This is a genomic window from Pasteurella sp. WM03 (genome assembly GCF_004570945.1).
In the GTDB taxonomy this organism is placed as follows: Bacteria; Pseudomonadota; Gammaproteobacteria; order Enterobacterales; family Pasteurellaceae; genus Rodentibacter.
Map to the genome: position 1 here is coordinate 308,478 of NZ_SPPO01000001.1, position 25,088 is coordinate 333,565.

At 40.3% G+C, this 25,088-nt stretch carries 27 protein-coding genes; 16 read left to right on the plus strand and 11 right to left on the minus strand.

The annotated features are described in order from the left end of the window. Positions 1 to 183: 183 nt before the first annotated feature. Positions 184 to 783 (minus strand): YajG family lipoprotein, encoded by a 600-nt coding sequence (locus tag E4T92_RS01540; protein ID WP_135093153.1) that lies wholly within the window; start codon positions 781 to 783, stop codon positions 184 to 186. A 94-nt stretch (positions 784 to 877) separates the two neighbouring features. Between E4T92_RS01540 and E4T92_RS01545 the strand changes: the two genes are divergently transcribed. The 12 genes from E4T92_RS01545 (at position 878) to E4T92_RS01600 (ending at position 13,256) form a co-directional block, all read left to right on the plus strand. Continuing rightward, positions 878 to 1,189 carry a BolA/IbaG family iron-sulfur metabolism protein gene (locus E4T92_RS01545; protein WP_135093154.1) on the plus strand — a complete coding sequence of 104 codons (312 nt, stop codon included), beginning with the start codon at positions 878 to 880 and terminating at the stop codon, positions 1,187 to 1,189. 323 nt (positions 1,190 to 1,512) lie between these two features. Beyond that, positions 1,513 to 2,856 carry a Na(+)-translocating NADH-quinone reductase subunit A gene (locus tag E4T92_RS01550; RefSeq protein WP_135093155.1) on the plus strand — a complete coding sequence of 448 codons (1,344 nt, stop codon included), beginning with the start codon at positions 1,513 to 1,515 and terminating at the stop codon, positions 2,854 to 2,856. Between the two features lie 2 nt (positions 2,857 to 2,858). After that, on the plus strand, positions 2,859 to 4,094 hold the full coding sequence (locus E4T92_RS01555; protein ID WP_135093156.1) for an NADH:ubiquinone reductase (Na(+)-transporting) subunit B: 1,236 nt from the start codon (positions 2,859 to 2,861) through the stop codon (positions 4,092 to 4,094). Next, positions 4,087 to 4,821 (plus strand): Na(+)-translocating NADH-quinone reductase subunit C, encoded by a 735-nt coding sequence (locus tag E4T92_RS01560; RefSeq protein WP_077541587.1) that lies wholly within the window; start codon positions 4,087 to 4,089, stop codon positions 4,819 to 4,821. The genes E4T92_RS01555 and E4T92_RS01560 overlap by 8 nt, the downstream gene beginning before the upstream one ends. Then, positions 4,821 to 5,447, plus strand: a complete 627-nt coding sequence (locus E4T92_RS01565; RefSeq protein WP_018356312.1) for an NADH:ubiquinone reductase (Na(+)-transporting) subunit D — start codon at positions 4,821 to 4,823, stop codon at positions 5,445 to 5,447. Before E4T92_RS01560 ends, E4T92_RS01565 begins: the two co-directional genes overlap by 1 nt. Positions 5,448 to 5,450: 3 nt before the next feature. Continuing rightward, positions 5,451 to 6,047, plus strand: a complete 597-nt coding sequence (gene nqrE / locus E4T92_RS01570; protein WP_018356313.1) for an NADH:ubiquinone reductase (Na(+)-transporting) subunit E — start codon at positions 5,451 to 5,453, stop codon at positions 6,045 to 6,047. A gap of 12 nt (positions 6,048 to 6,059) precedes the next feature. Next, positions 6,060 to 7,295, plus strand: a complete 1,236-nt coding sequence (gene nqrF / locus E4T92_RS01575; RefSeq protein ID WP_135093157.1) for an NADH:ubiquinone reductase (Na(+)-transporting) subunit F — start codon at positions 6,060 to 6,062, stop codon at positions 7,293 to 7,295. Between the two features lie 169 nt (positions 7,296 to 7,464). Then, positions 7,465 to 8,505: an FAD:protein FMN transferase gene (locus E4T92_RS01580; RefSeq protein ID WP_135093158.1), complete on the plus strand. Its 1,041-nt coding sequence runs from the start codon at positions 7,465 to 7,467 to the stop codon at positions 8,503 to 8,505. Between the two features lie 2 nt (positions 8,506 to 8,507). Further along, a complete protein-coding gene (gene nqrM, locus E4T92_RS01585; RefSeq protein ID WP_135093159.1) occupies positions 8,508 to 8,768 on the plus strand; it encodes a (Na+)-NQR maturation NqrM in 261 nt (86 codons plus the stop codon). Next, positions 8,768 to 9,712, plus strand: coding sequence for an ADP-ribosylglycohydrolase family protein (locus tag E4T92_RS01590; protein WP_135093160.1), 945 nt, complete (start codon positions 8,768 to 8,770; stop codon positions 9,710 to 9,712). Before nqrM ends, E4T92_RS01590 begins: the two co-directional genes overlap by 1 nt. Positions 9,713 to 9,809: 97 nt before the next feature. Beyond that, the gene (mnmA, locus tag E4T92_RS01595; protein ID WP_135093161.1) at positions 9,810 to 10,961 is read left to right on the plus strand and encodes a tRNA 2-thiouridine(34) synthase MnmA; all 1,152 of its coding nucleotides are present in this window, start codon (positions 9,810 to 9,812) and stop codon (positions 10,959 to 10,961) included. A 267-nt stretch (positions 10,962 to 11,228) separates the two neighbouring features. After that, on the plus strand, positions 11,229 to 13,256 hold the full coding sequence (locus E4T92_RS01600; RefSeq protein WP_135093162.1) for a BCCT family transporter: 2,028 nt from the start codon (positions 11,229 to 11,231) through the stop codon (positions 13,254 to 13,256). 237 nt (positions 13,257 to 13,493) lie between these two features. Here E4T92_RS01600 and E4T92_RS01605 read toward each other — a convergent pair whose 3' ends face one another. The 8 genes from E4T92_RS01605 to hflD all read right to left on the minus strand — a co-directional run bounded on the left by E4T92_RS01605 (position 13,494) and on the right by hflD (position 20,669). Beyond that, positions 13,494 to 14,675: a glutathionylspermidine synthase family protein gene (locus E4T92_RS01605; protein WP_135093163.1), complete on the minus strand. Its 1,182-nt coding sequence runs from the start codon at positions 14,673 to 14,675 to the stop codon at positions 13,494 to 13,496. A gap of 1 nt (position 14,676) precedes the next feature. Next, positions 14,677 to 15,297: a hypothetical protein gene (locus tag E4T92_RS01610; RefSeq protein WP_135093248.1), complete on the minus strand. Its 621-nt coding sequence runs from the start codon at positions 15,295 to 15,297 to the stop codon at positions 14,677 to 14,679. Beyond that, the gene (locus E4T92_RS01615) at positions 15,294 to 15,998 is read right to left on the minus strand and encodes an HAD-IA family hydrolase (protein ID WP_135093164.1); all 705 of its coding nucleotides are present in this window, start codon (positions 15,996 to 15,998) and stop codon (positions 15,294 to 15,296) included. Before E4T92_RS01615 ends, E4T92_RS01610 begins: the two co-directional genes overlap by 4 nt. Further along, positions 15,999 to 16,418 (minus strand): DUF2251 domain-containing protein, encoded by a 420-nt coding sequence (locus E4T92_RS01620; protein WP_077541605.1) that lies wholly within the window; start codon positions 16,416 to 16,418, stop codon positions 15,999 to 16,001. It abuts the gene before it with no gap. Positions 16,419 to 16,426: 8 nt separating this feature from the next. Next, positions 16,427 to 17,065 (minus strand): NUDIX hydrolase, encoded by a 639-nt coding sequence (locus E4T92_RS01625; RefSeq protein ID WP_077541607.1) that lies wholly within the window; start codon positions 17,063 to 17,065, stop codon positions 16,427 to 16,429. 73 nt (positions 17,066 to 17,138) lie between these two features. After that, on the minus strand, positions 17,139 to 18,449 hold the full coding sequence (gene eno / locus E4T92_RS01630) for a phosphopyruvate hydratase (RefSeq protein WP_135093165.1): 1,311 nt from the start codon (positions 18,447 to 18,449) through the stop codon (positions 17,139 to 17,141). A 194-nt stretch (positions 18,450 to 18,643) separates the two neighbouring features. After that, positions 18,644 to 20,011, minus strand: coding sequence for an adenylosuccinate lyase (gene purB / locus E4T92_RS01635; RefSeq protein ID WP_135093166.1), 1,368 nt, complete (start codon positions 20,009 to 20,011; stop codon positions 18,644 to 18,646). A gap of 34 nt (positions 20,012 to 20,045) precedes the next feature. Then, positions 20,046 to 20,669: a high frequency lysogenization protein HflD gene (hflD, locus tag E4T92_RS01640; protein ID WP_077541759.1), complete on the minus strand. Its 624-nt coding sequence runs from the start codon at positions 20,667 to 20,669 to the stop codon at positions 20,046 to 20,048. A 146-nt stretch (positions 20,670 to 20,815) separates the two neighbouring features. Between hflD and trpS the strand changes: the two genes are divergently transcribed. Together trpS and E4T92_RS01650 are read left to right on the plus strand one after the other, a co-directional pair. After that, complete coding sequence (trpS, locus tag E4T92_RS01645; protein ID WP_135093167.1) at positions 20,816 to 21,820, plus strand: tryptophan--tRNA ligase; 1,005 nt, start codon at positions 20,816 to 20,818, stop codon at positions 21,818 to 21,820. Between the two features lie 19 nt (positions 21,821 to 21,839). Further along, positions 21,840 to 22,130 (plus strand): YfcZ/YiiS family protein, encoded by a 291-nt coding sequence (locus E4T92_RS01650; protein ID WP_135093168.1) that lies wholly within the window; start codon positions 21,840 to 21,842, stop codon positions 22,128 to 22,130. Between the two features lie 446 nt (positions 22,131 to 22,576). Here E4T92_RS01650 and E4T92_RS01655 read toward each other — a convergent pair whose 3' ends face one another. Continuing rightward, positions 22,577 to 22,729 carry a DUF1232 domain-containing protein gene (locus E4T92_RS01655; protein WP_135093249.1) on the minus strand — a complete coding sequence of 51 codons (153 nt, stop codon included), beginning with the start codon at positions 22,727 to 22,729 and terminating at the stop codon, positions 22,577 to 22,579. Between the two features lie 15 nt (positions 22,730 to 22,744). After that, positions 22,745 to 23,011, minus strand: a complete 267-nt coding sequence (locus tag E4T92_RS01660) for a YfhL family 4Fe-4S dicluster ferredoxin (RefSeq protein ID WP_077541617.1) — start codon at positions 23,009 to 23,011, stop codon at positions 22,745 to 22,747. An 81-nt stretch (positions 23,012 to 23,092) separates the two neighbouring features. On the opposite strand from E4T92_RS01660, the gene E4T92_RS01665 reads away from it, so the two are divergent. Both E4T92_RS01665 and pgk read left to right on the plus strand, forming a co-directional pair. Next, entirely contained in the window at positions 23,093 to 23,818 is a 726-nt protein-coding gene (locus E4T92_RS01665) for a ribonuclease (protein WP_135093169.1), read from the plus strand. Between the two features lie 96 nt (positions 23,819 to 23,914). Then, complete coding sequence (gene pgk / locus E4T92_RS01670; RefSeq protein WP_135093170.1) at positions 23,915 to 25,078, plus strand: phosphoglycerate kinase; 1,164 nt, start codon at positions 23,915 to 23,917, stop codon at positions 25,076 to 25,078. Positions 25,079 to 25,088: the final 10 nt, after the last annotated feature.

Here is a 25,088-nt window from a genome sequence, read left to right on the forward strand (position 1 = left end):
CGACGAACTCTCGCCGATAGTCATATTGACATGAGGCGGGAGACTAAAGTGATATTCGGTATCGACTATGACTGTCCAAAGTGTGTGTCCTTCTCGTTAAAAAATCGGGCGAATGTTACGCTTGAAAGAGGTATTCGTCAAGTTTTTATCGGTCAAAATGGGGCATCATGCCCCAATTAATAATTAGCGGGTATATTGGTTAATTGCTGAAGCAATTTCTTGATCTTGATAAATATTATTGACAATGTCATTGAAAGTCTCACCTAGCACCTTTTGGATCTCGTCATTATTTGCGTTGAAGACACCGGATTGAGAACGTGTCGCATTAAAGGCTTTATTATAGCTTCCAGTCGCACCTTGAACATAAACGGTCACTTGAATTTTTCCGGTGAGGTTATAGCGTAAATTACCTTGTTCAACATGAGTGAAAAATTCTTTGATTTCAACGGTTACACCGGCATTAGCATTATTTGATTGCCCAATGCGAAACCCCTTACTGACTAAGTTTTGTTGCATGACTTGTTGGAATAATTGCGTCACGCTGGGTGAAGCGTTGAGCTTTATTAACTCTCCATTTTTTGTGTAACGAGAAATATCTTGCTGTGCACGAGCATCTTTTGTTGTGACATATACAACGGCGGATTGATTAATATTCAAAGATGCATTTGGGGCTGACGGCGTAAAGGTGAGTGTATTGGATTGGGCTTGGCAACCGGCAAGGAAAAGTGTCGTTGATGCAAGACTAATAACGGATAATGTTTTGATTTTATTTGTTAGTTTCATAATTTCCTCAATTAATTGAATTGAACTGTGTTATTCTTGCAAACTTAATGACTGATGTATAGCTTTTCCACAAAATTTTATTGGAGTATTCGGGATGTCAAAACAACAAGAATTACTAGCAAAAATTCACGCTGAATTTCAACCGCACTTTGCAACGGTAGAAAATGAAAGTCATATGCATAGCTCCGGTCGTGGTGCGGATTCTCATTTCAAACTCGTCATTGTGAGTGATGTATTTGATGGTATACGCAAAGTACAGCGTCATCAAAAAGTCTATCAATTATTTGCCGATGATTTACAAAATGGGATTCACGCATTGGCTCTACATCTTTACACGAAAGAGGAATGGAAGAGTCTTGGCGAAGTATTTCCAACATCACCAAATTGTAGGGGCAGTGGATTATAAGTTTATTCTTTTTATATGTTGTAACCATTTATATGTATATTGGAAAAAGTTCACAAATTTTTCACAAAAAGTAGGCCTTAAGGTGGAATGAAAAACGGATTTTCGCTAGAATGGGGCGTTTAAATTTTATATTTTCAAATTTAGGCTGAGTAGTGATTTTATTTACTTGCCTAAAAATTAAACAAATTTGAGTTTTTTTAATTATGTGTCAGTTATGAATGCTTTGGTTTTTTAGCATTTTCTGTCACGCTCAAACACGAGATTGCATTTAATTTTAGTTATTTGCAATCGTATTTTTAACCTTGAAAAGTAGTGCAAATAGTATGATTACAATTAAAAAAGGCTTGGATCTTCCTATTGCAGGAAAACCGGCACAAGTAATCCACAACGGTAATGTTGTGAATCAAGTTGCGATTCTTGGTGAGGAGTATGTGGGGATGCGTCCTTCTATGAAGGTGCGCGAAGGTGATGTTGTCAAGAAAGGTCAAGTACTTTTTGAAGACAAAAAAAATCCCGGTGTGGTTTTTACAGCCCCAACAAGCGGTACTATCACTGCGATTAATCGTGGCGAAAAACGTGTATTACAGTCTGTGGTAATTCGTGTGGAAGGTGATGAACAAATCACTTTTGCGAAGTACAATGCGGATGAGCTTAATACCCTTTCTTCTGAACAAGTAAAACAAAACCTTGTGGAATCGGGTTTATGGACGGCATTACGTACGCGTCCTTTTAGCAAAGTTCCTACACTTGAAAGCGAACCTTCTTCTATCTTTGTGAATGCAATGGATACTAATCCATTGGCGGCGAACCCTGAAGTCGTGTTAAAAGAGCATGGGCAAGATTTTATCCATGGTTTGACTGTATTAAGCCGTTTATTCCCAAGCAAACCATTACATCTATGTAAAGCCGGCGATACCAATATTCCGACTGTGGATTTATCAAATCTTCAGATTCATGATTTTGGTGGCGTTCATCCGGCGGGTTTAGTGGGCACTCACATTCACTTTATCGATCCTGTTGGTATACATAAAACCGTGTGGCACATCAATTATCAAGATGTGATTGCCGTTGGTAAATTATTCACAACCGGTGAACTTTATGTTGATCGCGTTATTTCTCTTGCCGGTCCGCAAGTGAAAGCCCCTCGTTTAATTCGTACGGTGATTGGTGCAAATCTTTCTCAATTAACTGAAAATGAGCTAAGTGCGGGTGAAAACCGAGTTATTTCCGGTTCTGTACTTTGTGGTAATACGGCGAAAGGTGTACATGACTACCTAGGTCGTTATGCATTACAAGTTTCTGTGATTGCTGAGGGAAACAATAAAGAATTCTTTGGCTGGATTACTCCGCAAGCAAATAAATATTCGATTACCCGTACCGTGTTGGGTCATTTTGGTAAGAAACTATTCAATTTCACTACCGCTGAAAATGGTGGTGAGCGTGCGATGGTGCCAATCGGTAACTATGAGCGTGTGATGCCGTTGGATATTTTACCAACCTTACTGCTACGCGATTTAATCGCCGGTGATACCGATAGTGCTCAAGCATTAGGTTGTTTAGAGTTGGATGAGGAAGATTTAGCGCTTTGTTCATTCGTTTGTCCAGGCAAATATGAATATGGCTCAATCTTGCGCCAAGCTTTAGAAAAGATTGAGAAGGAAGGTTAGAAATGGGTTTAAAAAATCTTTTAGAAAAAATGGAACCCGCGTTTTTACCTGGTGGTAAATACAGCAAGCTTTATCCGATCTTTGAATCGATTTATACCTTGCTTTATACACCGGGTACCGTGACGCACAAAAACACCCACGTGCGTGATGCGTTAGATTCAAAACGTATGATGATCACCGTGTTCCTCGCATTATTTCCAGCGATTTTCTATGGTATGTACAATGTGGGTAACCAAGCGATTCCCGCATTAAATCAATTAGGCAATTTAGAACAATTAATTGCAAATGATTGGCACTATGCACTGGCTAACGGTTTAGGGTTAGATCTAACATTAAACGCAGGTTGGGGCAGTAAAATGGCCTTGGGTGCAATTTTCTTTTTGCCAATTTACTTAGTGGTATTCACAGTTTGTACTATTTGGGAATTATTATTCTCAGTAGTTCGTGGCCACGAAGTCAATGAAGGGATGTTTGTATCTACAATTCTTTTCGCCTTAATTGTTCCGCCAACTTTACCATTATGGCAAGTCGCACTGGGTATCAGTTTTGGTATCGTTGTAGCAAAAGAAATCTTTGGTGGTGTAGGGCGTAACTTTATGAACCCGGCTCTTGCAGGTCGTGCCTTCTTGTTCTTTGCCTATCCGGCACAAATTTCCGGTGATACGGTATGGACTGCGGCAGATGGTTTCTCCGGTGCAACTGCACTTTCACAATGGTCACAAGCAGGTCAAGGTGCGTTACAGCATACTGTAACCGGTCAGCCAATCTCTTGGATGGATGCATTTATTGGTAATATCCCGGGCTCAATGGGTGAGGTATCAACTTTAGCCATTTTAATCGGCGGTGCAATTATTGTGTTCACCCGTATTGCCTCATGGCGTATTATCGCTGGGGTGATGATTGGTATGATTGCAACTTCAACATTATTTAACCTAATTGGTTCTGAAACGAATCATATGTTCTCAATGCCTTGGCACTGGCACCTTGTTTTAGGTGGTTTTGCATTGGGAATGGTGTTTATGGCAACGGATCCTGTTTCAGCTTCATTCACCAATACCGGTAAATGGTGGTATGGTGCGTTGATCGGTGTCATGGCTGTATTAATTCGTACTGTAAACCCGGCTTATCCGGAAGGAATGATGTTAGCAATTCTGTTTGCAAACTTGTTTGCGCCAATTTTTGACTACATCGTTGTTCAAGCAAATATCAAACGTCGGAGAGCAAGAACAAATGGCTAAGTTTAATAAAGACAGTGTAGGCGGCACGATTTTTGTTGTGTTGCTACTAAGTTTAGTTTGCTCCATTATTGTTGCGGGTTCCGCAGTGATGTTAAAACCGGCACAAGAAGAGCAGAAATTACTTGATAAACAAAAAAATATCCTAAATGTTGCAGGCCTTTTACAGGAAAAAACAAATGTAAAAGAAACCTATGCAAAATTTATTGAACCACGTTTTGTTGATTTAGCAACAGGTGATTATGTTCAAGAGTCTGATGATTCTCAAGAAGCGATTCCTGCCGAACAAGATAAGGCGAGAATCCGCACTCGTGGGAAAACGGCAGAAATTTATCTTGTGAAAGATGAACAAGGTCAAACTCAGCAAGTGATTTTACCTGTTTATGGTACAGGGTTATGGTCTGTCATGTATGGATTAGTCTCTGTTCAACCGGATGGCAATACAATTAATGGGATCACTTATTATCAGCATGGTGAAACGCCGGGGTTAGGTGGTGAGATTGAAAACCCAAATTGGGCAGGTTTGTTTAAAGGTAAAAAATTGTTCAATGAACAACACCAACCGGCTGTTCGCATCGTGAAAGGTCAAGCACCAAAAGATGAGCATAGTATTGATGGCTTGTCTGGCGCAACCTTAACAGGTAATGGCGTTCAGGGTACTTTTGACTACTGGTTCAGTGAAAATGGCTTTAGTAAATATCTTGAAAAACTTCATGCAGGAGCGAACTAATGTCTGGAAAAACAAATTTAAAAGATCTGTTGTTAGCTCCTATTGCTAAAAACAACCCGATTGCGTTGCAAATCCTTGGGATCTGTTCTGCATTAGCGGTAACAACGAAATTAGAAACTGCATTTGTTATGGCTATTGCGGTAACTTTAGTAACAGGGTTATCAAACTTCTTTGTTTCCTTAATCCGTCACTATATTCCTAACAGTATTCGTATTATCGTACAACTTGCGATTATTGCTTCATTGGTAATTGTCGTTGACCAAATATTAAAAGCTTATGCTTACGGTTTGTCCAAGCAGCTTTCAGTATTCGTTGGCTTGATTATTACAAACTGTATCGTAATGGGTCGTGCAGAGGCTTTCGCAATGAAATCACCTCCACTTGAAAGTTTCGTGGACGGTATTGGTAACGGTTTGGGTTATGGCGCAATGCTCATCATTGTTGCGTTCTTCCGTGAACTTATCGGTTCAGGTAAATTATTCGGTATAACTATTCTTGAAACTATTCAAAATGGTGGTTGGTACCAAGCAAACGGTTTATTCCTACTTGCACCAAGTGCATTCTTTATCATTGGATTTGTCATCTGGGGATTAAGAACTTGGAAACCGGAGCAACAGGAGAAATAATCAATGGAACATTATATTAGCCTATTTGTGAAGGCCGTCTTCATTGAAAATATGGCACTTTCCTTCTTCTTGGGGATGTGTACATTCTTGGCGGTATCAAAAAAGGTATCTACCGCTTTTGGTTTAGGGATTGCAGTAACTTTCGTATTAGGTGTTGCTGTACCGGTTAACCAGTTGATTTATGCGAACATATTAAAAGAAAATGCATTAATTGAAGGTGTAGATCTGTCATTCTTAAACTTTATCACCTTTATCGGCGTGATTGCAGGTCTAGTGCAAATTCTTGAGATGGTATTAGATAAATTTATGCCGTCTCTCTATAACGCACTGGGGATTTTCTTGCCTCTTATCGCAGTAAACTGTGCGATTTTCGGTGGCGTATCCTTTATGGTTCAACGTGATTACAATTTTCCTGAGTCTATCGTATACGGTTTCGGTTCCGGTTTAGGTTGGATGCTTGCTATTGTTGCACTTGCTGGCTTAACGGAAAAAATGAAATATGCAGATATTCCGGGTGGTTTGAAAGGCTTAGGTATTACTTTCATCACGGTTGGTTTAATGGCGTTGGGCTTTATGTCCTTCTCCGGTATTCAATTATAAGGAGTGTAATCAATGAGTGATTCAGTAATTCTTGCACTCGGTATTGCTGCATTTACGGTTATCGTATTGGTATTAGTGGCAATCATCTTATTTGCGAAATCAAAACTCGTGGACTCCGGGGACATTACAATCGGTATTAATGATGATCCTGACAAGGCAATCACATTACCTGCCGGTGGAAAATTATTAGGCGCATTAGCAAGTAAAGGAATCTTTGTCTCTTCTGCTTGCGGTGGCGGTGGCTCTTGTGGTCAGTGTATTGTGAAAGTGAAAAGCGGTGGTGGTGAAATTCTTCCTACCGAACTTTCTCACATTAACAAACGTGAAGCTAAAGAGGGTTATCGTTTGGCTTGCCAAGTGAATGTGAAAGGCAATATGGAAGTTGAACTTCCGGAAGAAATCTTCGGTGTGAAAAAATGGGAATGTACCGTTATTTCCAACGATAACAAAGCAACTTTCATTAAAGAGCTTAAATTAGCGATTCCTAAAGGTGAAGAAGTGCCTTTCCGTGCGGGTGGTTATATTCAAATTGAAGCTGAGCCTCACACTGTTCACTATAAAGACTTTGATATCCCTGAGGAATACCACGAAGACTGGGATAAATACGATTTATGGCGTTATGTGTCTAAAGTGGATGAGCATATCATTCGTGCTTATTCCATGGCTTCCTATCCGGAAGAAAAAGGCATTATTATGCTTAATGTGCGTATTGCAACGCCTCCACCTCGTCAACCTGACGCACCTCCGGGTCAAATGTCTTCCTACATTTGGTCATTAAAAGCAGGTGATAAAGTGACAATTTCCGGGCCGTTTGGTGAATTCTTTGCCAAAGAAACCGATGCGGAAATGGTCTTCATCGGTGGTGGTGCGGGTATGGCACCAATGCGTTCACACATTTTCGACCAGTTAAAACGTTTACATTCTAAACGCAAAATCTCATTCTGGTATGGTGCACGTTCTAAACGTGAAATGTTCTATGTGGAAGATTTTGATACGCTTCAAGCGGAAAATCCAAACTTCAAATGGCATGTGGCTCTTTCTGATCCATTGCCGGAAGATAACTGGGATGGCTATACCGGTTTCATTCACAATGTACTTTATGAAAACTACCTGAAAAATCATGAAGCACCGGAAGATTGTGAATACTATATGTGTGGACCTCCGGTAATGAACGCAGCGGTAATCAAAATGTTGAAAGACCTCGGCGTTGAAGACGAAAACATCTTGTTAGATGACTTCGGTGGATGATTTAATTAGTTAAAACACCATGAAAATTGACCGCACTTTGTGATGAAGTGCGGTCAAAATTTAAAGCGTTTTTTAGGGACGTATGGCATACGCCCTTGTTGCTATTCAGATTACAGGCAAACTGATTGAAAAGTCAGTTTGCCTATATTCACCTCATTAGGAAAAATAAATGAAGAAAATATTGAGCGGACTACTTGCTGTTGTTTTCGCTTGCTCACTGGCGGCCTGTAAGAAAGAGGCTGAAGTGATCACATTAAGTGGTAAAACCATGGGTACAACCTATCATGTAAAATATATTGATGATGGTTCTGTGAGTGAAAGTTCACAAAAGACCCATGAACAGATTGATAGCATTTTTAAAGACGTCAATGCCAAAATGTCCACTTATATTAAGGATTCGGAATTAAGCCGTTTTAACCAAAATACTCAAGTCAACACGCCTATTGAAATTTCAGCAGATTTTGCGAAAGTGTTGGCAGAAGCCATTCGGATACATCAAATCACTGAAGGGGCGCTTGATGTGACTGTTGGACCGGTTGTGAATTTATGGGGGTTTGGTCCTGAAAAACGCCCGGAACGCCAACCGACACCGGAACAACTTGCAGAGCGTCAAGCTTGGGTAGGGCTTGATAAAATTACCCTTGATATGACTGGTCAAACCCCAACATTAAGTAAAGCCGTTCCACAAGTTTATGTTGATCTTTCTTCCATTGCGAAAGGTTTTGGGGTGGATCAAGTGGCAGAAAAATTGGAACTGCTCAATGTACAAAACTATATGGTGGAAATTGGAGGTGAAATTCGAGCCAAAGGAAAAAACGCAGAAGGAAAACCTTGGCAAATCGCCATTGAAAAGCCTAATATGACGGGAGAAAGAGCGGTCGAAAATGTGATTGGTTTAAATAATATGGCAATGGCAACCTCCGGCGATTACCGTATTTATTTTGAAGAAAACGGCAAACGTTTCGCCCATGAAATTGATCCGAAAACCGGTTATCCAATCCAGCATCATCTTGCCTCAGTCACGGTATTTTCGCCAACAACAATGACGGCAGACGGTTTATCAACGGGTCTATTTGTACTCGGGGAAGAAAAAGCCCTTGAAGTGGCGGAGAAAAATGATCTTGCGGTCTATTTAATCATCAAAACCGAAAATGGCTTTGAAACAAAAATGTCATCCTCATTTAAAAAATTGATGGAAACAAAGGAATAATCATGCAAACGTTATTTTTTACCCTCATCGCCTTTGTGGCGATTATTTTACTGATGTCGATTGGCTTTATTATCAAAAAGCAGAGCCTAAAAGGCAGTTGCGGCGGTTTATCCACCTTGGGGATAGCCAAAGCCTGTGATTGTGATAAACCTTGCGATACACTTCAATTAAAACTTGATGCAGGTGATGAACAAGCCAAAGCAGAGTATGAACAAAAATTTGCGAAGAAAAATGATGATTCGCAGTTCTATGAGGTGAAATAATGTTCTATCTGGATCAAGTACGTTCGGCGCTATTTGGTATTAGTGTTGCTGATGCTTTAGGTGTTCCTGCAGAATTTATGGATCGTGCATCTCTAAAAGCTACACCGATTATAGGAATGCAGAGTGGAGGTATACATAATCAAGAGCTAGGGACTTGGTCTGACGATAGTTCGCTTACATTTTGTCTTGCAGATAATCTTGAACTTAATTTTAATTTAGAAAAAATCGCAAATAGCTTTCTAAAATGGGTTGAAGAAGATTATTGGCGTCCGAGAGGTGAGATTTTTGATATTGGGATAGCAACCCGTAAATCCATTTTTAACCTCTATACTGGTGTACAACCTGAATTATCAGGCGGTGAATCTGAACTTGATAATGGAAATGGTGCATTAATGCGAATTTTACCCTTAGTGTTTTTCACGTTTGATAAAAATATTGATGAACGTTTTACTTATACGAAAAAAATGGCTTCAATAACTCATCGGCATATTCGTTCTATTATTGCGTGTTTCTATTACTTAGAATTTGCTCGTTATTTGCTAAAAGGTCTAGATAAATTAGATAGCTACATGCGTTTACAAAAAGAAATACCAAGTTATTTAGCTACACTAAATATATCCAAAACTGAAATAGACATGTTTGATCGATTATTTAAACAAAATATTGCGCAATTCAATGAGGATGAAATTGAAAGCTCGGGTTATGTATTGCATACATTAGAAGCCAGTATTTGGTGTTTATTAAATAATGACGATTATTCTTCTACGGTATTAAATGCTGTTAATTTAGGTGAAGATTCGGACACGACTGCTGCTGTTGCTGGCGGACTCGCTGGATTGTTGTATGGTATTGACTCAATTCCACAAGAATGGATGAATGTGTTAGCAAAAAAAGAAGAGATAGAACAATTATCAAAAAAATTTTTTAATGCAATGAAAAGGTAATTTCAATTGTATCTTAGTGAGTAAAAAATAATTTCTTCTAATTATTTTAGTAATCAAACCAATGTGCTTCGCCTTAACCGAAGTTACGGGAGAATTTATGTTAATTTCAAAAACTTATAATCAATATTTCCCTCAACTCACATCAGAACAACTTGCCGAAAACGCCACAAAAAAAGTGATTTGTGGAATGTCCGGTGGGGTAGATTCCTCAGTGTCCGCATTTATACTTCAACAACAAGGCTACCAAGTGGAAGGTTTGTTTATGAAAAACTGGGAAGAGGACGATGATACGGACTATTGCACTGCGGCAGCCGATCTTGCGGATGCGCAAGCTGTGTGTGATAAGCTCGGCATTAAACTGCATAAAATCAATTTTGCGGCAGAGTATTGGGATAATGTATTCGAGCATTTTTTAACGGAATATAAAGCTGGCCGTACGCCGAACCCTGATATTTTATGTAATAAAGAAATTAAATTTAAAGCATTTTTAGACTATGCCGCAGAAGATCTTGGCGCAGATTATATCGCCACAGGGCATTATGTTCGCCGTGCCGGTGATGATGAAAATGCACAGCTATTGCGTGGTTTGGATGCCAATAAAGATCAAAGCTATTTTTTATATACCCTAAGGCATCAACAAGTAGGACAAAGTCTTTTCCCTGTGGGGGAAATTGAAAAACCAATTGTGCGTGCCATTGCAGAGGATTTAGGTTTAATTACCGCGAAAAAAAAGGATTCAACGGGCATTTGTTTTATTGGTGAGCGTAAATTCAAAGATTTCTTGGCGCGTTATTTACCGGCACAGCCTGGGGATATTCGTACGGTGGATGGCGAGGTGATTGGTCGCCACGATGGCTTGATGTACCACACTCTCGGTCAGCGTAAAGGCTTAGGCATTGGCGGTTTGAAAAATGCCGGAGAAGAAGCTTGGTATGTGGTGGATAAAGATGTGGAAAATAATGAATTGATTGTCGCTCAAGGGCATGATCATCCTCGTTTATTTTCTAACGGGTTAATTGCAAAGCAGCTGCATTGGGTGGATCGCCAACCGATTCGCGAATCGTTACGCTGCACAGTGAAAACCCGTTATCGTCAAACAGATATTCCTTGCGTAATAGAACCTATTGATAATGACACCATCCGTGTTGTTTTTGATGAACATCAAGCTGCCGTGACTCCCGGACAATCTGCCGTATTTTATCTGGAGGAGGTTTGTTTAGGCGGAGGGATTATTGAGGAGAGAATATAGTTTTTTATTTTAAGTGCGGTGAAAAATACAAGTGTTTTTCACCGCACTTTTACTCGCCAATATCTACTAATTTGAAATAATCATCATTTTTTGATAGAATTCGCCCGCTTTTAGAAATAATCTCTCAATGCCTACTGAGTATTTCTACCAAAATCGCACTTCTATGTGCTGTCATTGTAGTGGTTCCACTACACACTTTTTGCCTAATGGCAATGTTTTGAATAAATCGAATTTTTAATTTATAGACTTCATTTTAAGGGGAAAGGTTTGTCTTTATCTCAATTTATGGAAAAGCGAACGTCATTTAATCCTTTTGTGATTGGATTAACGCTGTTTTTTGTTTTATTACTGGTGGCGATGATTTTAATCGCACCGGATCAAACTCAAGCATTATTAAACCAAGCGAAAGCCGGTATCTTTGCAAATTTTAGCTGGTTTTATGTACTAGTATTCTCAGTTTTTTTAGGCTTTTTACTGATTTTGTCCGTAAGTAGTTTGGGGAATATTAAACTTGGCAGTAATGAGGAAGAACCTGAATTTAGCTTCCTCTCTTGGCTTGCTATGTTGTTTGCAGCCGGTATGGGGGTGGGGTTAATGTTTTTTGGGGTGGCAGAACCATTAACCCATTATCTTTCTGAAATCACCAGCGGTGCGGCGGAGCACCGCCAACAAGAGGCATTATTGCATACATTATTTCACTGGGGCATTCATGCTTGGGCAGTATATGGCACGATTGCATTAGCCTTAGCTTATTTTGGTTTCCGTTATAAACTCCCCTTAGCCTTACGCTCTTGTTTTTACCCACTATTGAAAGATCGCATAAATGGAAAAATGGGCGATCTCATCGACATTATGGCATTACTTGCCACCTTATTCGGTATTATTACTACTCTAGGCTTTGGCGCTTCTCAGTTAGGGGCAGGGTTGCATCAAATGGGATGGGTGAGTGAAAATACTTTTACATTACAAATTATTGTGATTGCTGTAGTCATGAGTCTAGCGGTTTTTTCTGCGATCTCAGGTGTAGGGAAAGGGGTAAAAATACTGAGTGAATTAAATTTATCACTGGCATTTTTGTTACTCATTTTTGTATTGGTTACAGGACCAACATTGTATTTGCTATCGGCATTTAGCGACAACATTGGTACTTATCTCCGCAATTTGGTACAACTTAGTTTCAAAACCTATGTGTACGAGCAAGAACATACGGCTTGGTTCAGTGGCTGGACGGTGCTTTACTGGGCATGGTGGTGCTCATGGGCACCTTTCGTGGGGCTATTTATCGCCCGTATTTCCAAGGGACGTACTATCCGTGAATTTATTTTTGGTGTATTGGTGATTCCAAGTATATTCGGTATCCTCTGGTTTACCGTATTTGGTAACACTGCCATTTGGTTAAATGATGGTGAGGCAGCCGGTGCATTAGGGAAAATGATTTCATCACCGGAAACTTTACTGTTTAAGTTTCTTGATTATTTACCATTACCGACTATTAGCGGGTTGGTGAGTTTGCTCGTGATCTCGTTATTTTTTATCACCTCAGCAGATTCGGGGATTTATGTTTTAAACAATATTGCTTCTCGTGATAAAAGTCTTATATCGCCGAACTGGCAAACCGTGATGTGGGGAATATTGATGTCAGTGGTCGCAATCGTATTAATGCAATCAGGGGGGTTAGCAAATTTGCAGACGATGACATTAATGGTGGCATTACCCTTTGCTGTATTAATGTTAGTCATGTGTTTTAGCTTGTGGAAAGGGTTAAATGCAGATAAAAAATATTTTTCGACTAAGGTGAACCCAACGAGTATTTTCTGGACAGGTGAAAAATGGAAAGAACGTTTAGAGCAAATGATGAGCCAAACACAGGAAAAAGATATTCTGCGTTTCTTGAAATATACGGCTTTACCGGCTATGCGTGAATTACGCCAAGAACTGATCGGAAAATATAATTTAACAGTGCAAGTCAATACCTTGTTTGACCAAGATGAGCCTGCTGTGGAATTAGTCATTCAAAAAGAATCAATGCTTGATTTTATGTATGGCATTAAATCGGTGGGACGCGAAGTCTCTGAACAATTAATCAATGATGAAAATCTTCCGCATATTCAGTACAGCACGACTTACGAACCTTATACCTATTTTTTTGATGGGCGTATCGGTTACGATGTGCAATATATGGATCAAAACGAGTTGATCGCAGATATGTTGAAACAATATGAGCGCTATTTAAGCCTACTTGATGATGTAGGGCAGGAGTTAATGGCTCACGAGAGAACAGAATTAGCAGAATAATTTTTCCCTCGTCAGTGCGGTCAAAAACATCGGTTTTTTAGGTATTATGTTGGTAAATGGACAAAGCGGAAATCTCAATAAATTAAGAGAACAATGCTTATTTCTTCCACAATAGATTGAAATAATTTTATAGTAGGTACATATCCCACCAATAAAACTAAAATAATCTTGAATACTGCGACATAATGCTGGTTCTTGACCGCACTTTTATACATTGTTTAGGGCTAAATATTTTCCTTATGGTACAAAATAATGTGGCACAAAATGGCTATCGTTGCCAGTCACCGCTGTGAAATCCTCACGTAATCCCATACCGCAAGCCACATCACCGATAACCCACGAACCGATAACAGGATACATACCGTCAAAATTCGGTAGTTCAAATTTTTGTTGGTAAATATAACCGGACGTATCATAAAACGCTGAATGTTCGCTACCTTTGGCGGCAAATTCCACACCATTACTTTTTTCATAATAGAATAGGTTCGCACCTTCCCGACCAAGCAATGGTTTTTTCACCCAAATTGCGTTTTGGTCGGTAATATCAAATTTGTTGAAATACGCAGGCAGTAAATTCGGGTGATTTGGATAACGTTGCCATAATTTTGCGAGCAGAGCTTTATTGCTTAATAACATTTTCCAAGCAGGTTCAATAAAATGGGTATTGGCTGTCGGGATATGTTGGGCAAATTCGGCACCGCTTAACCATTCCAAAGGATAGAGTTTGAACAGCATATCAATAGGCGTATCGTTTAAATCGACAAACTCTTTACTTTCCTTGTTATAACCAATGTCTTCCACCGCAAGTTGATGGATATTCCAGCCGGCGTTGTAAGCGACATCTGAGAGGTAATCTAAATTTCCCCAATCTTCCCGTCCGGCCTCTTGCATGGCGCTAAAATAGAAATCACTTTTTCCACTCTGTTGTTTGAGAAAACTGAAATGTTTAAGTAATTCTTCGTGGATCCAATTAAATTGGTCACGGTGTTGTAACCCTTCAATTTGCTCCAGCCACTGCCATTGCACGACTGCGGCCTCTAATAAAGACGTTGGTGTATCGGCGTTGTATTCAAACATTTTTAAATTTTTGCCATCATAGCCAAAATCAAAACGTCCGTATAAATAGGGCGCTTGCTTGCGCCACGAGTCTTCAATTAACTGTTTTTGCAAATCGGTGAAACGATAATGGGTGTAATCTCCTTGTCTGATTTCATCGGCAACAAAATCTAAACACACTGTGTGCAGTTCATTCGTGGTGTCTTCAATCCGATCAATTTCCGCTAAGCTAAACTCATAAGCAACATTATCAGACCAATAATGAGAACCATCACTGGAAGGCAAATTGTAATAATCAAACCCGACATCAAGCAGTTGTTGCACCATATCGGGACGGGTTGGAAAACCGGTTACGCGTTTCATTTTAGCCTCCGCTACTACGGTTTGAATTGCTTGGGCTGCTAAAACCGCCTCGTGAAATCGGTTTGCTGTTCATACTTCCGGCATTGCCTTTTACGAGCATTGGTTTGCCTACGGAACGATTAGTTTGAGGCTGGATCACTTGTCCGCTCGGAGTGGAGACAGCGCGATTACTTGGATGATAGCTCGGACCTAAAAAGTTACTCATCGCACGGGCTGCCATATAGCCCATCACACCTCCTGCAATTGCTGCACCTAAGGAAGGATCGCTACTTTCAGCATTGGCAGTCGGTTCCCCGTTTGCATTGTTGGATTCAGATGCTGCCGGATTGTTTTGGTTAGCGTTTTGCCATTCACCATTGACGGCATTAGCATTTTCACTGTTATTACGTAAGCCTAAACCGGAGAGAGAAGCGTTGTTTTGTTGTGCTTGAGCACTCACATTAGTTGGTGCTGTTTGTGCATTTTCTGTATTTTTGTCTGCTTCGCATAACTCGATTTTTTTCCAATCAGCGAGGCAGTCCTCAAGGGAATGGTACACATCCCTTTGTACTTCTTCTTCCGAACAGCCACCAAGTAATGCGACAATGGAAAGGGTAACGAGAATTTGGTTTTTCTTTTTCATAGCCATAATAGTTCAGTTAAGTTGTTGATTTCTAACGTTGGTAAAAGAGAGGCTTGTGGAAAATCCATAAGATGTTTATCTGATAAATTAATCCACACCGCTTGGCAACCTGCTTGAATCGCCCCTTGAACATCAGTCGTTAAGTTATCGCCCACATGCAAAATTTCTTGTGGCAAAACATTAAAATAGCGTGCTGTTTGTTGAAACAAATCTTTGTGAGGTTTTGCCTTGCCATGTTCGCCACCACGTAAAATAAGGTCAAATTGTGATAATCCGATACGTAAAGGATCCACATTGCCATTGGTGATAGCGCCGAGTTTGTAGCCTGTTTTTAACTGATTTAATACATTTAGCGAATCTTGGGGAACATCAATTTGGTGACGCCAATGTAAAAATTCATTCATTGAGCGTACTAAAGTGCGGTCAATTTCAACCGCACTTTTTCCCTGAGCCTTTAAAAATTGGTGTAATGCTTCTTTTCTCCACGCAGTGACATCTTCGCTTAAGAGCGGATTTTCTTGTGCAATACGTTCTTTCCAATCCAACCACTCTGTTTCAAACGTTGGACATTGAGTTAGGTCTTGCGTGAATTGCACAAAACGTGAGACAGCAGTACGAATCACATCATGGTTGTCATAGAGTGTGTCGTCTAAATCAAAGCTAATGACTTTGAAAGGCTGAAGGTTGCGATAAAATTTCATTTATTTGATGGTTTTCACGCCAAGCCATTGCTCGGCTTTATCGTTAGTGAGTTCTTCTCGTGTCCACATACTCATTAAATTCGGTTGTGGATATTTGTTGCTGTTATAACCGACCAAGCGGGCAAAATCAAATACTGCGTGTGGATAACCATTAATTAAGAGTAGGGCTAAATAACCGCTTTCATCCCAACAAATTTCCAATTTGCGGGCTTCATGATGATTTGAGGTGGAATCCACATTATAAACGTGCAACACATCTACAATTGGTTGAGCGTTTTGACGCATATCCAACGCATAAAAATAGCCTGTTTCGCCGTCATCTTCAAACATCACGGCAAAGTGATCATACCGGGTTGAATGAGTGCCGACTTGTTTGGGTTGTCCGAGGAAGAGTTGATCCTCAAGGGTGAGATGTAACATAATTTCTCCTAATCAAATAGCGTTGTCCACGACTTACTATGGCGTGCTTGAAAACAAAGTGCAATCTGCGCAGCTGTGTTTTTGGCTTCGTCTAAGGGTGGCAGTTCATCTAACGCAAAATAATCGGATTGCAAGGTTTCGGTGTTTGATTGAAATTCACCACTTAATTGCTCACACATCACAAAGGTTTTTAATACACGATAGGCAAAAGGTGGAAAATTGTGTTTATGTTGATCGTGAATGGCAATAATGAAAGTGGGTTTTACCTCAAGACCGGCTTCTTCTTTTACTTCTTTTATTGTATTGCTATGAATGGTTTCTAACACATCACACCAACCGCCGGGTAGCGACCAAAGTCCATCATTTTCTTGCACCAGCAAAATTTTATCGTTTTTGAAAATTACCGCGCGAGTATCCACTTTGGGCGTTTGATAGCCTTCTTCACTGCAGAAAAGATGTTTCACGGTTTCTGTTGGGAGTGCCGTTTTATAGCTTAGCATTTCCGCAGAGAGAGCACGTAAGCGTTCATAACGTTCAATATCGTAGATATTTTTACAATAAGTAAGTCCGTTTTGTGCAATGCTTTGGATTTCAATCGCCCAAGTGAGCCAAGGCTCGGTTAGCAGTGAATGAGTGGGTATAGTCATAAAAAACACCTTAAAAAAACACCGCACTTTTTCCTAAAAGTGCGGTGCGATTTCAGTTTAAATCAACCAAAAATTAGGCTTGACCTTTCACCGCTTTTAAACCCGGGAATGCAGCCGGTGTACCTGCACGTTCTAAGGCTTCTTCGATACGGATTAATTGGTTGTATTTTGCAATACGGTCAGAACGGCTCATCGAACCTGTTTTGATTTGGCCTGCTGCCGTACCTACCGCTAAATCTGCGATAGTCGCATCTTCGGTTTCACCGGAACGGTGAGAAATGACCGCAGTATAACCTGCATCTTTTGCCATTTTAATTGCCGCCAAGGTTTCAGTTAAAGAACCGATTTGGTTGAATTTGATTAAGATAGAGTTTGCAATACCTTTTTCAATTCCTTCTTTTAAGATTTTGGTATTGGTTACAAATAAGTCATCACCGACTAATTGTACTTTGTCGCCAAGTACTTTAGTTTGGTACGCAAAACCATCCCAGTCAGATTCGTCTTGACCGTCTTCGATAGACACGATTGGGTATTCTTTGCAAAGTTCTTCAAGATAGTGTGTGAATTCTTGAGAAGTGAATGAACGACCTTCGCCTTTCATTTCATATTTGCCGGTTTCTTTGTTGTAGAACTCGGAAGAGGCGCAGTCCATCGCTAAGGTAACATCTTTACCTAATACGTAACCGGCTTTTTCTACTGCTTCTTTGATACAAGCCAAAGCGTCTGCGTTCGAGGCAAGATTTGGTGCAAAACCGCCTTCATCGCCAACTGCAGTGCTCATCCCTTTTGCTTTTAATACTTTAGCAAGATTGTGGAATACTTCCGCACCGATACGAAGTGCTTCACGTAATGTTTTCGCACCAACCGGTTGAATCATAAATTCTTGAATATCAACATTGTTGTCAGCATGTTCACCACCGTTGATGATGTTCATCATTGGTAAGGGCATAGAATAGACGCCCGGCGTGCCGTTGAGTTCTGCAATGTAAGCGTATAATGGTAAGCCTTTAGATGCCGCCGCTGCTTTAGCGTTTGCTAATGAAACCGCTAAGATGGCGTTTGCACCGAAGTTAGATTTATTTTCTGTACCATCTAAGTCGATCATGATTTGGTCGATCTCAGCTTGGTTTAAGGCTTCTTTACCTACTAATGCGTCAGCGATAGGGCCATTTACCGCCGCAACCGCTTTTAATACACCTTTGCCTAGGAAACGTGATTTGTCACCATCGCGTAATTCTAATGCTTCACGGGAACCGGTTGAAGCACCAGATGGCGCTGCTGCTAAACCAACAAAACCGCCTTCTAAATGAACTTCTGCTTCAACAGTAGGGTTACCGCGTGAGTCGATGATTTCACGACCAATCACTTTAACAATTTTTGCCATTTTTGTTTTCCTCTTTAAGTTAATAAAAATGTGTATTAGGTGAACCTAAATCGCGCGTTATGATAAAGCTATTTTGTTTTTTTGTCTTGCAAAAAATGCACTTGCTTTGATCTTTGTCTAATTTTTGAGGGATAGAAAAATGAAAGTGCGGTTAAAATTTTCATAGAATTCTGACCGCACTTTATTATATCAAGTTAGAGTTTTTCTACTAACTCAATGGCCGCACCGATATAGGTTGCAGGGGTAAGTTGTTGTAAACGGGCTTTTTCTTCCGACGGAATCTCAAGTTTCTCTATAAATTCCCGCATAGCTTGTTCATCTACACGTTTACCACGAGTGAGCTCTTTGAGTTTCTCATAAGGTTTTTCAATACCATAACGGCGCATAACGGTTTGAATCGGCTCAGCCAACACTTCCCAGTTTTGGTTGAGTTCATCACGTAAATGCGGCTCATTAACTTCTAATTTACTGATACCTTTACGGGTCGCTGCATAGGCGATTAAACAGTAACCTACGCCCACGCCAAGATTCCGTAAGACGGTGGAGTCCGTTAAATCCCGTTGCCAACGGGAAACTGGTAGTTTTTGTCCTAGATGGGTCATTACGGCATTAGCAAGACCAAGATTGCCTTCTGAGTTCTCAAAATCAATCGGGTTCACTTTATGCGGCATCGTGGAAGATCCAATTTCACCGGCAACGGTGCGTTGTTTGAAATGATTTAATGCAATGTAGCCCCAGAGGTCTCGATCGAAATCAATGATGATGGTGTTGAAACGCACGATGGTATCAAAATATTCGGCGATGTAATCATGAGGTTCAATTTGTGTCGTGTAGGGGTTCCAGTTCAAGCCGAGCGAGGTAACAAATTCTTCGCTGAATTTATGCCAATCAAGATCCGGATAAGCGGATAAGTGGGCGTTGTAGTTGCCCACCGCACCATTAATTTTGCCCAGAATCTCATTTTGTTGCAGTTGTTTGAATTGGCGGCGTAAACGATAGACCACATTGGCCATTTCTTTTCCGACAGTCGTTGGGGAAGCCGGCTGCCCATGTGTGCGTGAAAGTAAGGGGATGGTTTTATATTCGTTTGCTAGGCGGGTAATTTCATCAATCAGTTTTTGCCATTCGGGTAAAATCACGGTATCACGTGCTGTTTTTAGCATTAATGCATGGGAGAGATTATTAATATCTTCAGAGGTGCAGGCAAAGTGAATAAATTCTGACACTTTTGCTAATTCCGGTAGCGCTTCACTTTTTTCTTTTAAGAAATATTCCACCGCTTTTACATCATGATTGGTGGTACGTTCAATTTCTTTGATGCGTTCCGCATCTTTTAGACTAAATTCGCTGACAATTTTATCAAGGTAATCGTTTGCTTCTTGAGATAAATGAGATACTTCCGGAATGGCGGTGGTTGCGGCTAATTTTTGTAACCAGCGAACTTCGACAGTTACACGGAATTTTAGTAAACCGAATTCACTAAAAATATCGCGAAGTGCGGTTGCTTTGTCTTGGTAACGTCCATCAATTGGGGAAATCGCAGTCAGTGCGGAAAGTTGCATAAAATAACTCCGGTGTATTAAGGAATGTTGATCATTAAGAATAAATTGTTAAATAAATTTCTTCTGCTGTCTTGATAACTTTTCCTCGGGAGAAGAAAAGTTGCCATTTATTGCCGCCCATTTGTCGCCACAATATGACAGAACGAAGCCCGGCAAGCAAACAAGCACGAACTTTATCTTGAATAAATGGTTGCTGTAGATAGTTGGCCTCTCCGTTTATATGAATTTTTTTCCCCAAAGGGCTGATGATATCAACATAAGTGCTTGCCATAATTGACAGCATTCTTTCGCTTAGTAATCCGTGGTATGTCAATTGTTCCGGTAAGCGTTGAATACGTTGGGCAAGTTGCGATTTGGCTTCAAGATTTTTACTGAGTCGTTTTTCTAAGTACAACAGGCCACCCCAACAACTGACAATATTTTGATCATCAAGTGTGGAAAATTGTTCAATAAGTGTTTCTAAACCCAGTTCTAAATGGTACAGCTGCCCGCCAAAAACATCGAGTGCATTTTCCGGCTGAGTTTGTAAGAGAGAGCGAATCGTTGTTTGAAAAGCATCTTGATCTTCAATTTTACCTTTCGTTGCCAATTGATTGACCAACGCAGCAGATTGAAATACGCCAGCAAATGCCAACACAATGTCATGATAATTTTTCATAAAAGAAACGTAATAGACGCAATAAACAGGCTGAAATTGCGTGCAATATAGCATTTTTGCCATCGGTTTTGAACTCTCTCATTAAAAAACGCTATATCTTTTGATATGATACCGCCAATTTGTTTGCAAGATAAAAAGGATAAAGTATGACAAAACCAATCGTATTTAGCGGTGTACAACCTTCCGGTGAGTTGACTATCGGAAACTATTTAGGCGCATTGCGTAATTGGGTGAAAATGCAAGAGGATTATGAATGTATTTTCTGCGTGGTGGATTTACACGCAATAACGGTTCGTCAAGATCCGGCGGCATTGCGTAAAGCGACCCTTGATGTGGTGGCACTTTATTTGGCTTGCGGTATCGATCCTAATAAAGCGACAATTTTTGTTCAATCCCATGTGCCGGAACATACCCAATTAAGTTGGGTGCTCAACTGTTATACTTATTTTGGTGAAATGAGCCGTATGACGCAGTTTAAAGATAAATCGGCACGTTATGCAGAAAATATTAATGTGGGGTTGTTTGATTATCCGGTGTTGATGGCGGCGGATATTTTACTTTATCAAGCCAAAAGTGTGCCGGTGGGGGATGATCAAAAACAGCATTTGGAAATTACCCGTGATATAGCAAACCGTTTTAATGCACTTTATGGCGATATTTTCACCATTCCTGAAATTTTTATTGGCAAAGCAGGAGCCCGTATTATGTCATTACAGGATCCGGAAAAGAAAATGTCAAAATCTGATGATAATCGAAACAATGTCGTCACACTTTTAGAAGATCCAAAATCTGTGGCGAAGAAAATTAAACGTGCGGTGACGGATTCTGATGAACCGCCAATGGTTCGTTATGATGTGAAAAACAAGGCCGGCGTATCGAATTTATTGGATATTCTTTCTGCGGTAACAGATAAATCCATTGCCGAACTGGAACAAGAATTTGAAGGAAAAATGTACGGTCATTTAAAAACGGCGGTGGCTGATGAAGTATCAAATTTACTTGCAGAGTTACAAGCTCGTTTCCAAGAATACCGTAATAATGAAGCCTTGCTTGATGACGTTCTTCGCCAAGGGGCGGAAAAAGCACGTGTTAAAGCACAAGAAACCTTAACAAAAGTCTATGAAGCGGTAGGCTTTGTGGCGGCAAAATAGAGATAAAAAGGAAAGAAAGATGGCAATTCAAACAGAAAAACCCATTGAATGTGTGGGCTGTAATACTTTCGATATGAAATCATTATTTGATAATCGAGATTGTACCCAAAAGATCAACTATATCTATGACACCCAAGAACAAGCGCAAACCGCACTTGATTTCTTCACTGAGAAGGCCCGTGAGGTTGAAAGTGAACCTTGTGAAATTCAGTCGGAAATCAGTAAAGTCGATGGCGGCTATTTATTAAAGGCAAAATTTGCTTTTTGCTGTCAGGCGGAATTGGTGATCTTCCAAATGAAGGCGGCATAACGCAACGAAAAGTGCGATTGAAATTCTCTGAATTTACGCAACATTATGAAGTAGGGACACACTGCGTGTGTCCGTTATAAAATAAAATTATTTCAATATGTTACAAGTGGACACACGCAGTGTGTCCCTACGAACCTTAAACCACCTTTTCCAAGCGCAATAGAATACGAAGTTTCTCTCGGTTTATCCAATTTGCCGAGCAAAGCACATAGCATTAATCGGTGAACTAAGCAAAGCCATTTGGGTTTATCGTGAACGGGCAGATTTTAACCCCGTGCGGATTGAACTTGCTATTGTCCTGTTTATGGATAAACAAAACACCGCTGCTATGGCGCAGTTATTCCGACAATATATTCTACAACCGTCAAAACCTGAATTTGATTTTTGAGAAATCCTTTTAAATTCTATTGTAAATTGAGGACGCTGTGCCAGCCTCCCCACAATCTCTATTTAGAAAGAAAAATCTTGATTAATAACCAAATTGCCGCAGCATCATCTACTAGGCCCAAAGGGCCGAGTATGGCTTCCGGTAAAATATCAATCGGGCTAAGCAGATAAATCAAAATCGCCACGATTTTGAGTAATTTTGTTTTATTCATTTGAGAAAACATAGCTTAACCTTCAAGCTTATCGGCGTGATGGATCATCACAAAACGCTCCCAAAGCTGTTCTTCCGTTTCTTGATGATCGGGGTCAGGTTTAATACAATTCGTAATCGGGCAAACTTTTTGACAGGTTGGCGTGTCATAATGCCCAACACATTCAGTACAAAGTACAGGATCGATCACATAAATTTCATCACCGACAGAAATGGCCTCATTTGGACATTCCGGTAAGCACATATCGCAATTCGTGCATTTTTGAGTGATGAGTAATGCCATAATGATCCTTACAATGAGTGAAATAGAAAGTGGCGGATTATAGCCGACAAACACAAAATTGACAAAAAACAAACGTATTTTATGAAAAAGCAAATTTCCACAATTTCCATTATCGCTCTTGCGGCATTCAGTCTCTGGCAATACTTTAACGAAGGGAAAATGCCTCCCAAACCGTCTCAATCTTCAACACCGGTATCTTCTCCTCAAACGAGTAAAAGTGCGGTCAAAAAGCAGGATATTTTTGTTGATTATGATGTGGTGATGCGTGATGATCCCATTGGACAAAATGCTACTGCACCGGTGGATTATTATATGTTAGTGCTTTCTTGGTCACCGGCTTTTTGTGCTTCTCAGCGTGAAAAATATGGCAACGAATTACCTTCGTCAGTGAAATATCAATGTGAAAATAACCGCACTTTTGGCTGGGTGGTACATGGTTTGTGGCCACAAAATGCCAAGGCAAGCTCTGTGGCGGATCACCCCCGTTTCTGTCAAGGGGATTTACCGCCATTATCGAAATCACTCCTTGAACCTTATTTAAGTTTATCTCCTGGTGCAAAACTATTACAGGGCGAGTGGGAAAAACATGGTAGCTGTGCATTCAGCTCAGCAGAGCAGTATTTCGCCAAGGAATGGGCATTGTTTAGTGCGTTACGTTTACCGAAAGAAAAGTTAGAAAAGAGGGAATTATTCCGTTGGATGAAACAAAATAATCCATCACTTAAAAATGCCTATCTTGGCGCAAGTAGGAATGAATTGTTCATTTGTTATGATAAACAGTGGCAGGTGATCGATTGCCCGAAGTAATTGGGATTTCTTTGATCTAAATCGTTACAACATTCTGAGAACTCGGTATAATGTGCAAGTTTCAATTTTAACTTTAACCAACAAAGAGGATAGATTATGTCAGTAATCAAAATGACCGACTTAGATTTAGCGGGCAAACGTGTGTTTATCCGTGCAGATCTTAATGTACCGGTAAAAGACGGCAAAGTGACTTCCGATGCACGTATTCGTGCAACCATCCCAACTTTGAAGTTAGCCCTTGAAAAAGGGGCGAAAGTGATGGTGACGTCTCACTTAGGTCGTCCGACTGAAGGGGAATTTAAACCTGAAGATTCTTTACAACCGGTTGTTGATTATTTGAACGAACATCTTGATGTTCCTGTGCGTTTAGTGCGTGACTACCTTGATGGCGTGGATGTAAAAGAAGGCGAAATCGTTGTTTTAGAAAACGTTCGTGTAAACAAAGGTGAAAAGAAAAACGATCCTGAATTAGGGAAAAAATATGCTGCACTTTGTGACGTATTCGTGATGGACGCATTCGGTACCGCACACCGTGCACAAGCTTCAACTTATGGTGTTGCTGAATTTGCGCAGGTTGCTTGTGCCGGTCCATTGCTTGCCGCTGAGTTAGATGCCTTAGGTAAAGCGTTAAAAGAACCTGCTCGTCCAATGGTGGCAATTGTAGGCGGTTCTAAAGTTTCCACAAAATTAGAAGTGTTAAACTCTCTTTCAAAAATTGCTGATCAAATTATCGTGGGTGGCGGTATTGCAAATACGTTCATCGCTGCGGCCGGTCACAATGTAGGTAAGTCTTTGTATGAAGAAGATTTAATTCCTGTGGCAAAAGAATTAGCCGCCAGTACGGATATTCCCGTTCCGGTTGATGTGCGTGTAGGAACAGAATTTTCTGAAACAGCACCAGCAACCGAAAAAGCCGTGACTGAAGTAAAAGACGATGAATCCATTTTTGATATTGGTGATAAATCTGCAGAGCAATTGGCTGAAATCATCAAAAATGCGAAAACCGTTTTATGGAATGGGCCAGTAGGCGTGTTTGAATTCCCTAATTTCCGTAAAGGGACTGAAGTGATTTCTCACGCTATTGCCAATAGTGATGCATTCTCTATTGCCGGTGGTGGTGATACCCTTGCCGCGATCGATTTATTTGGCATTGCAGATAAAATTTCTTACATTTCAACCGGTGGCGGTGCATTCTTAGAATTTGTCGAAGGTAAAGTATTGCCTGCGGTGGAAATTCTTGAAAAACGTGCGAACGGTTAATTAACCGAAT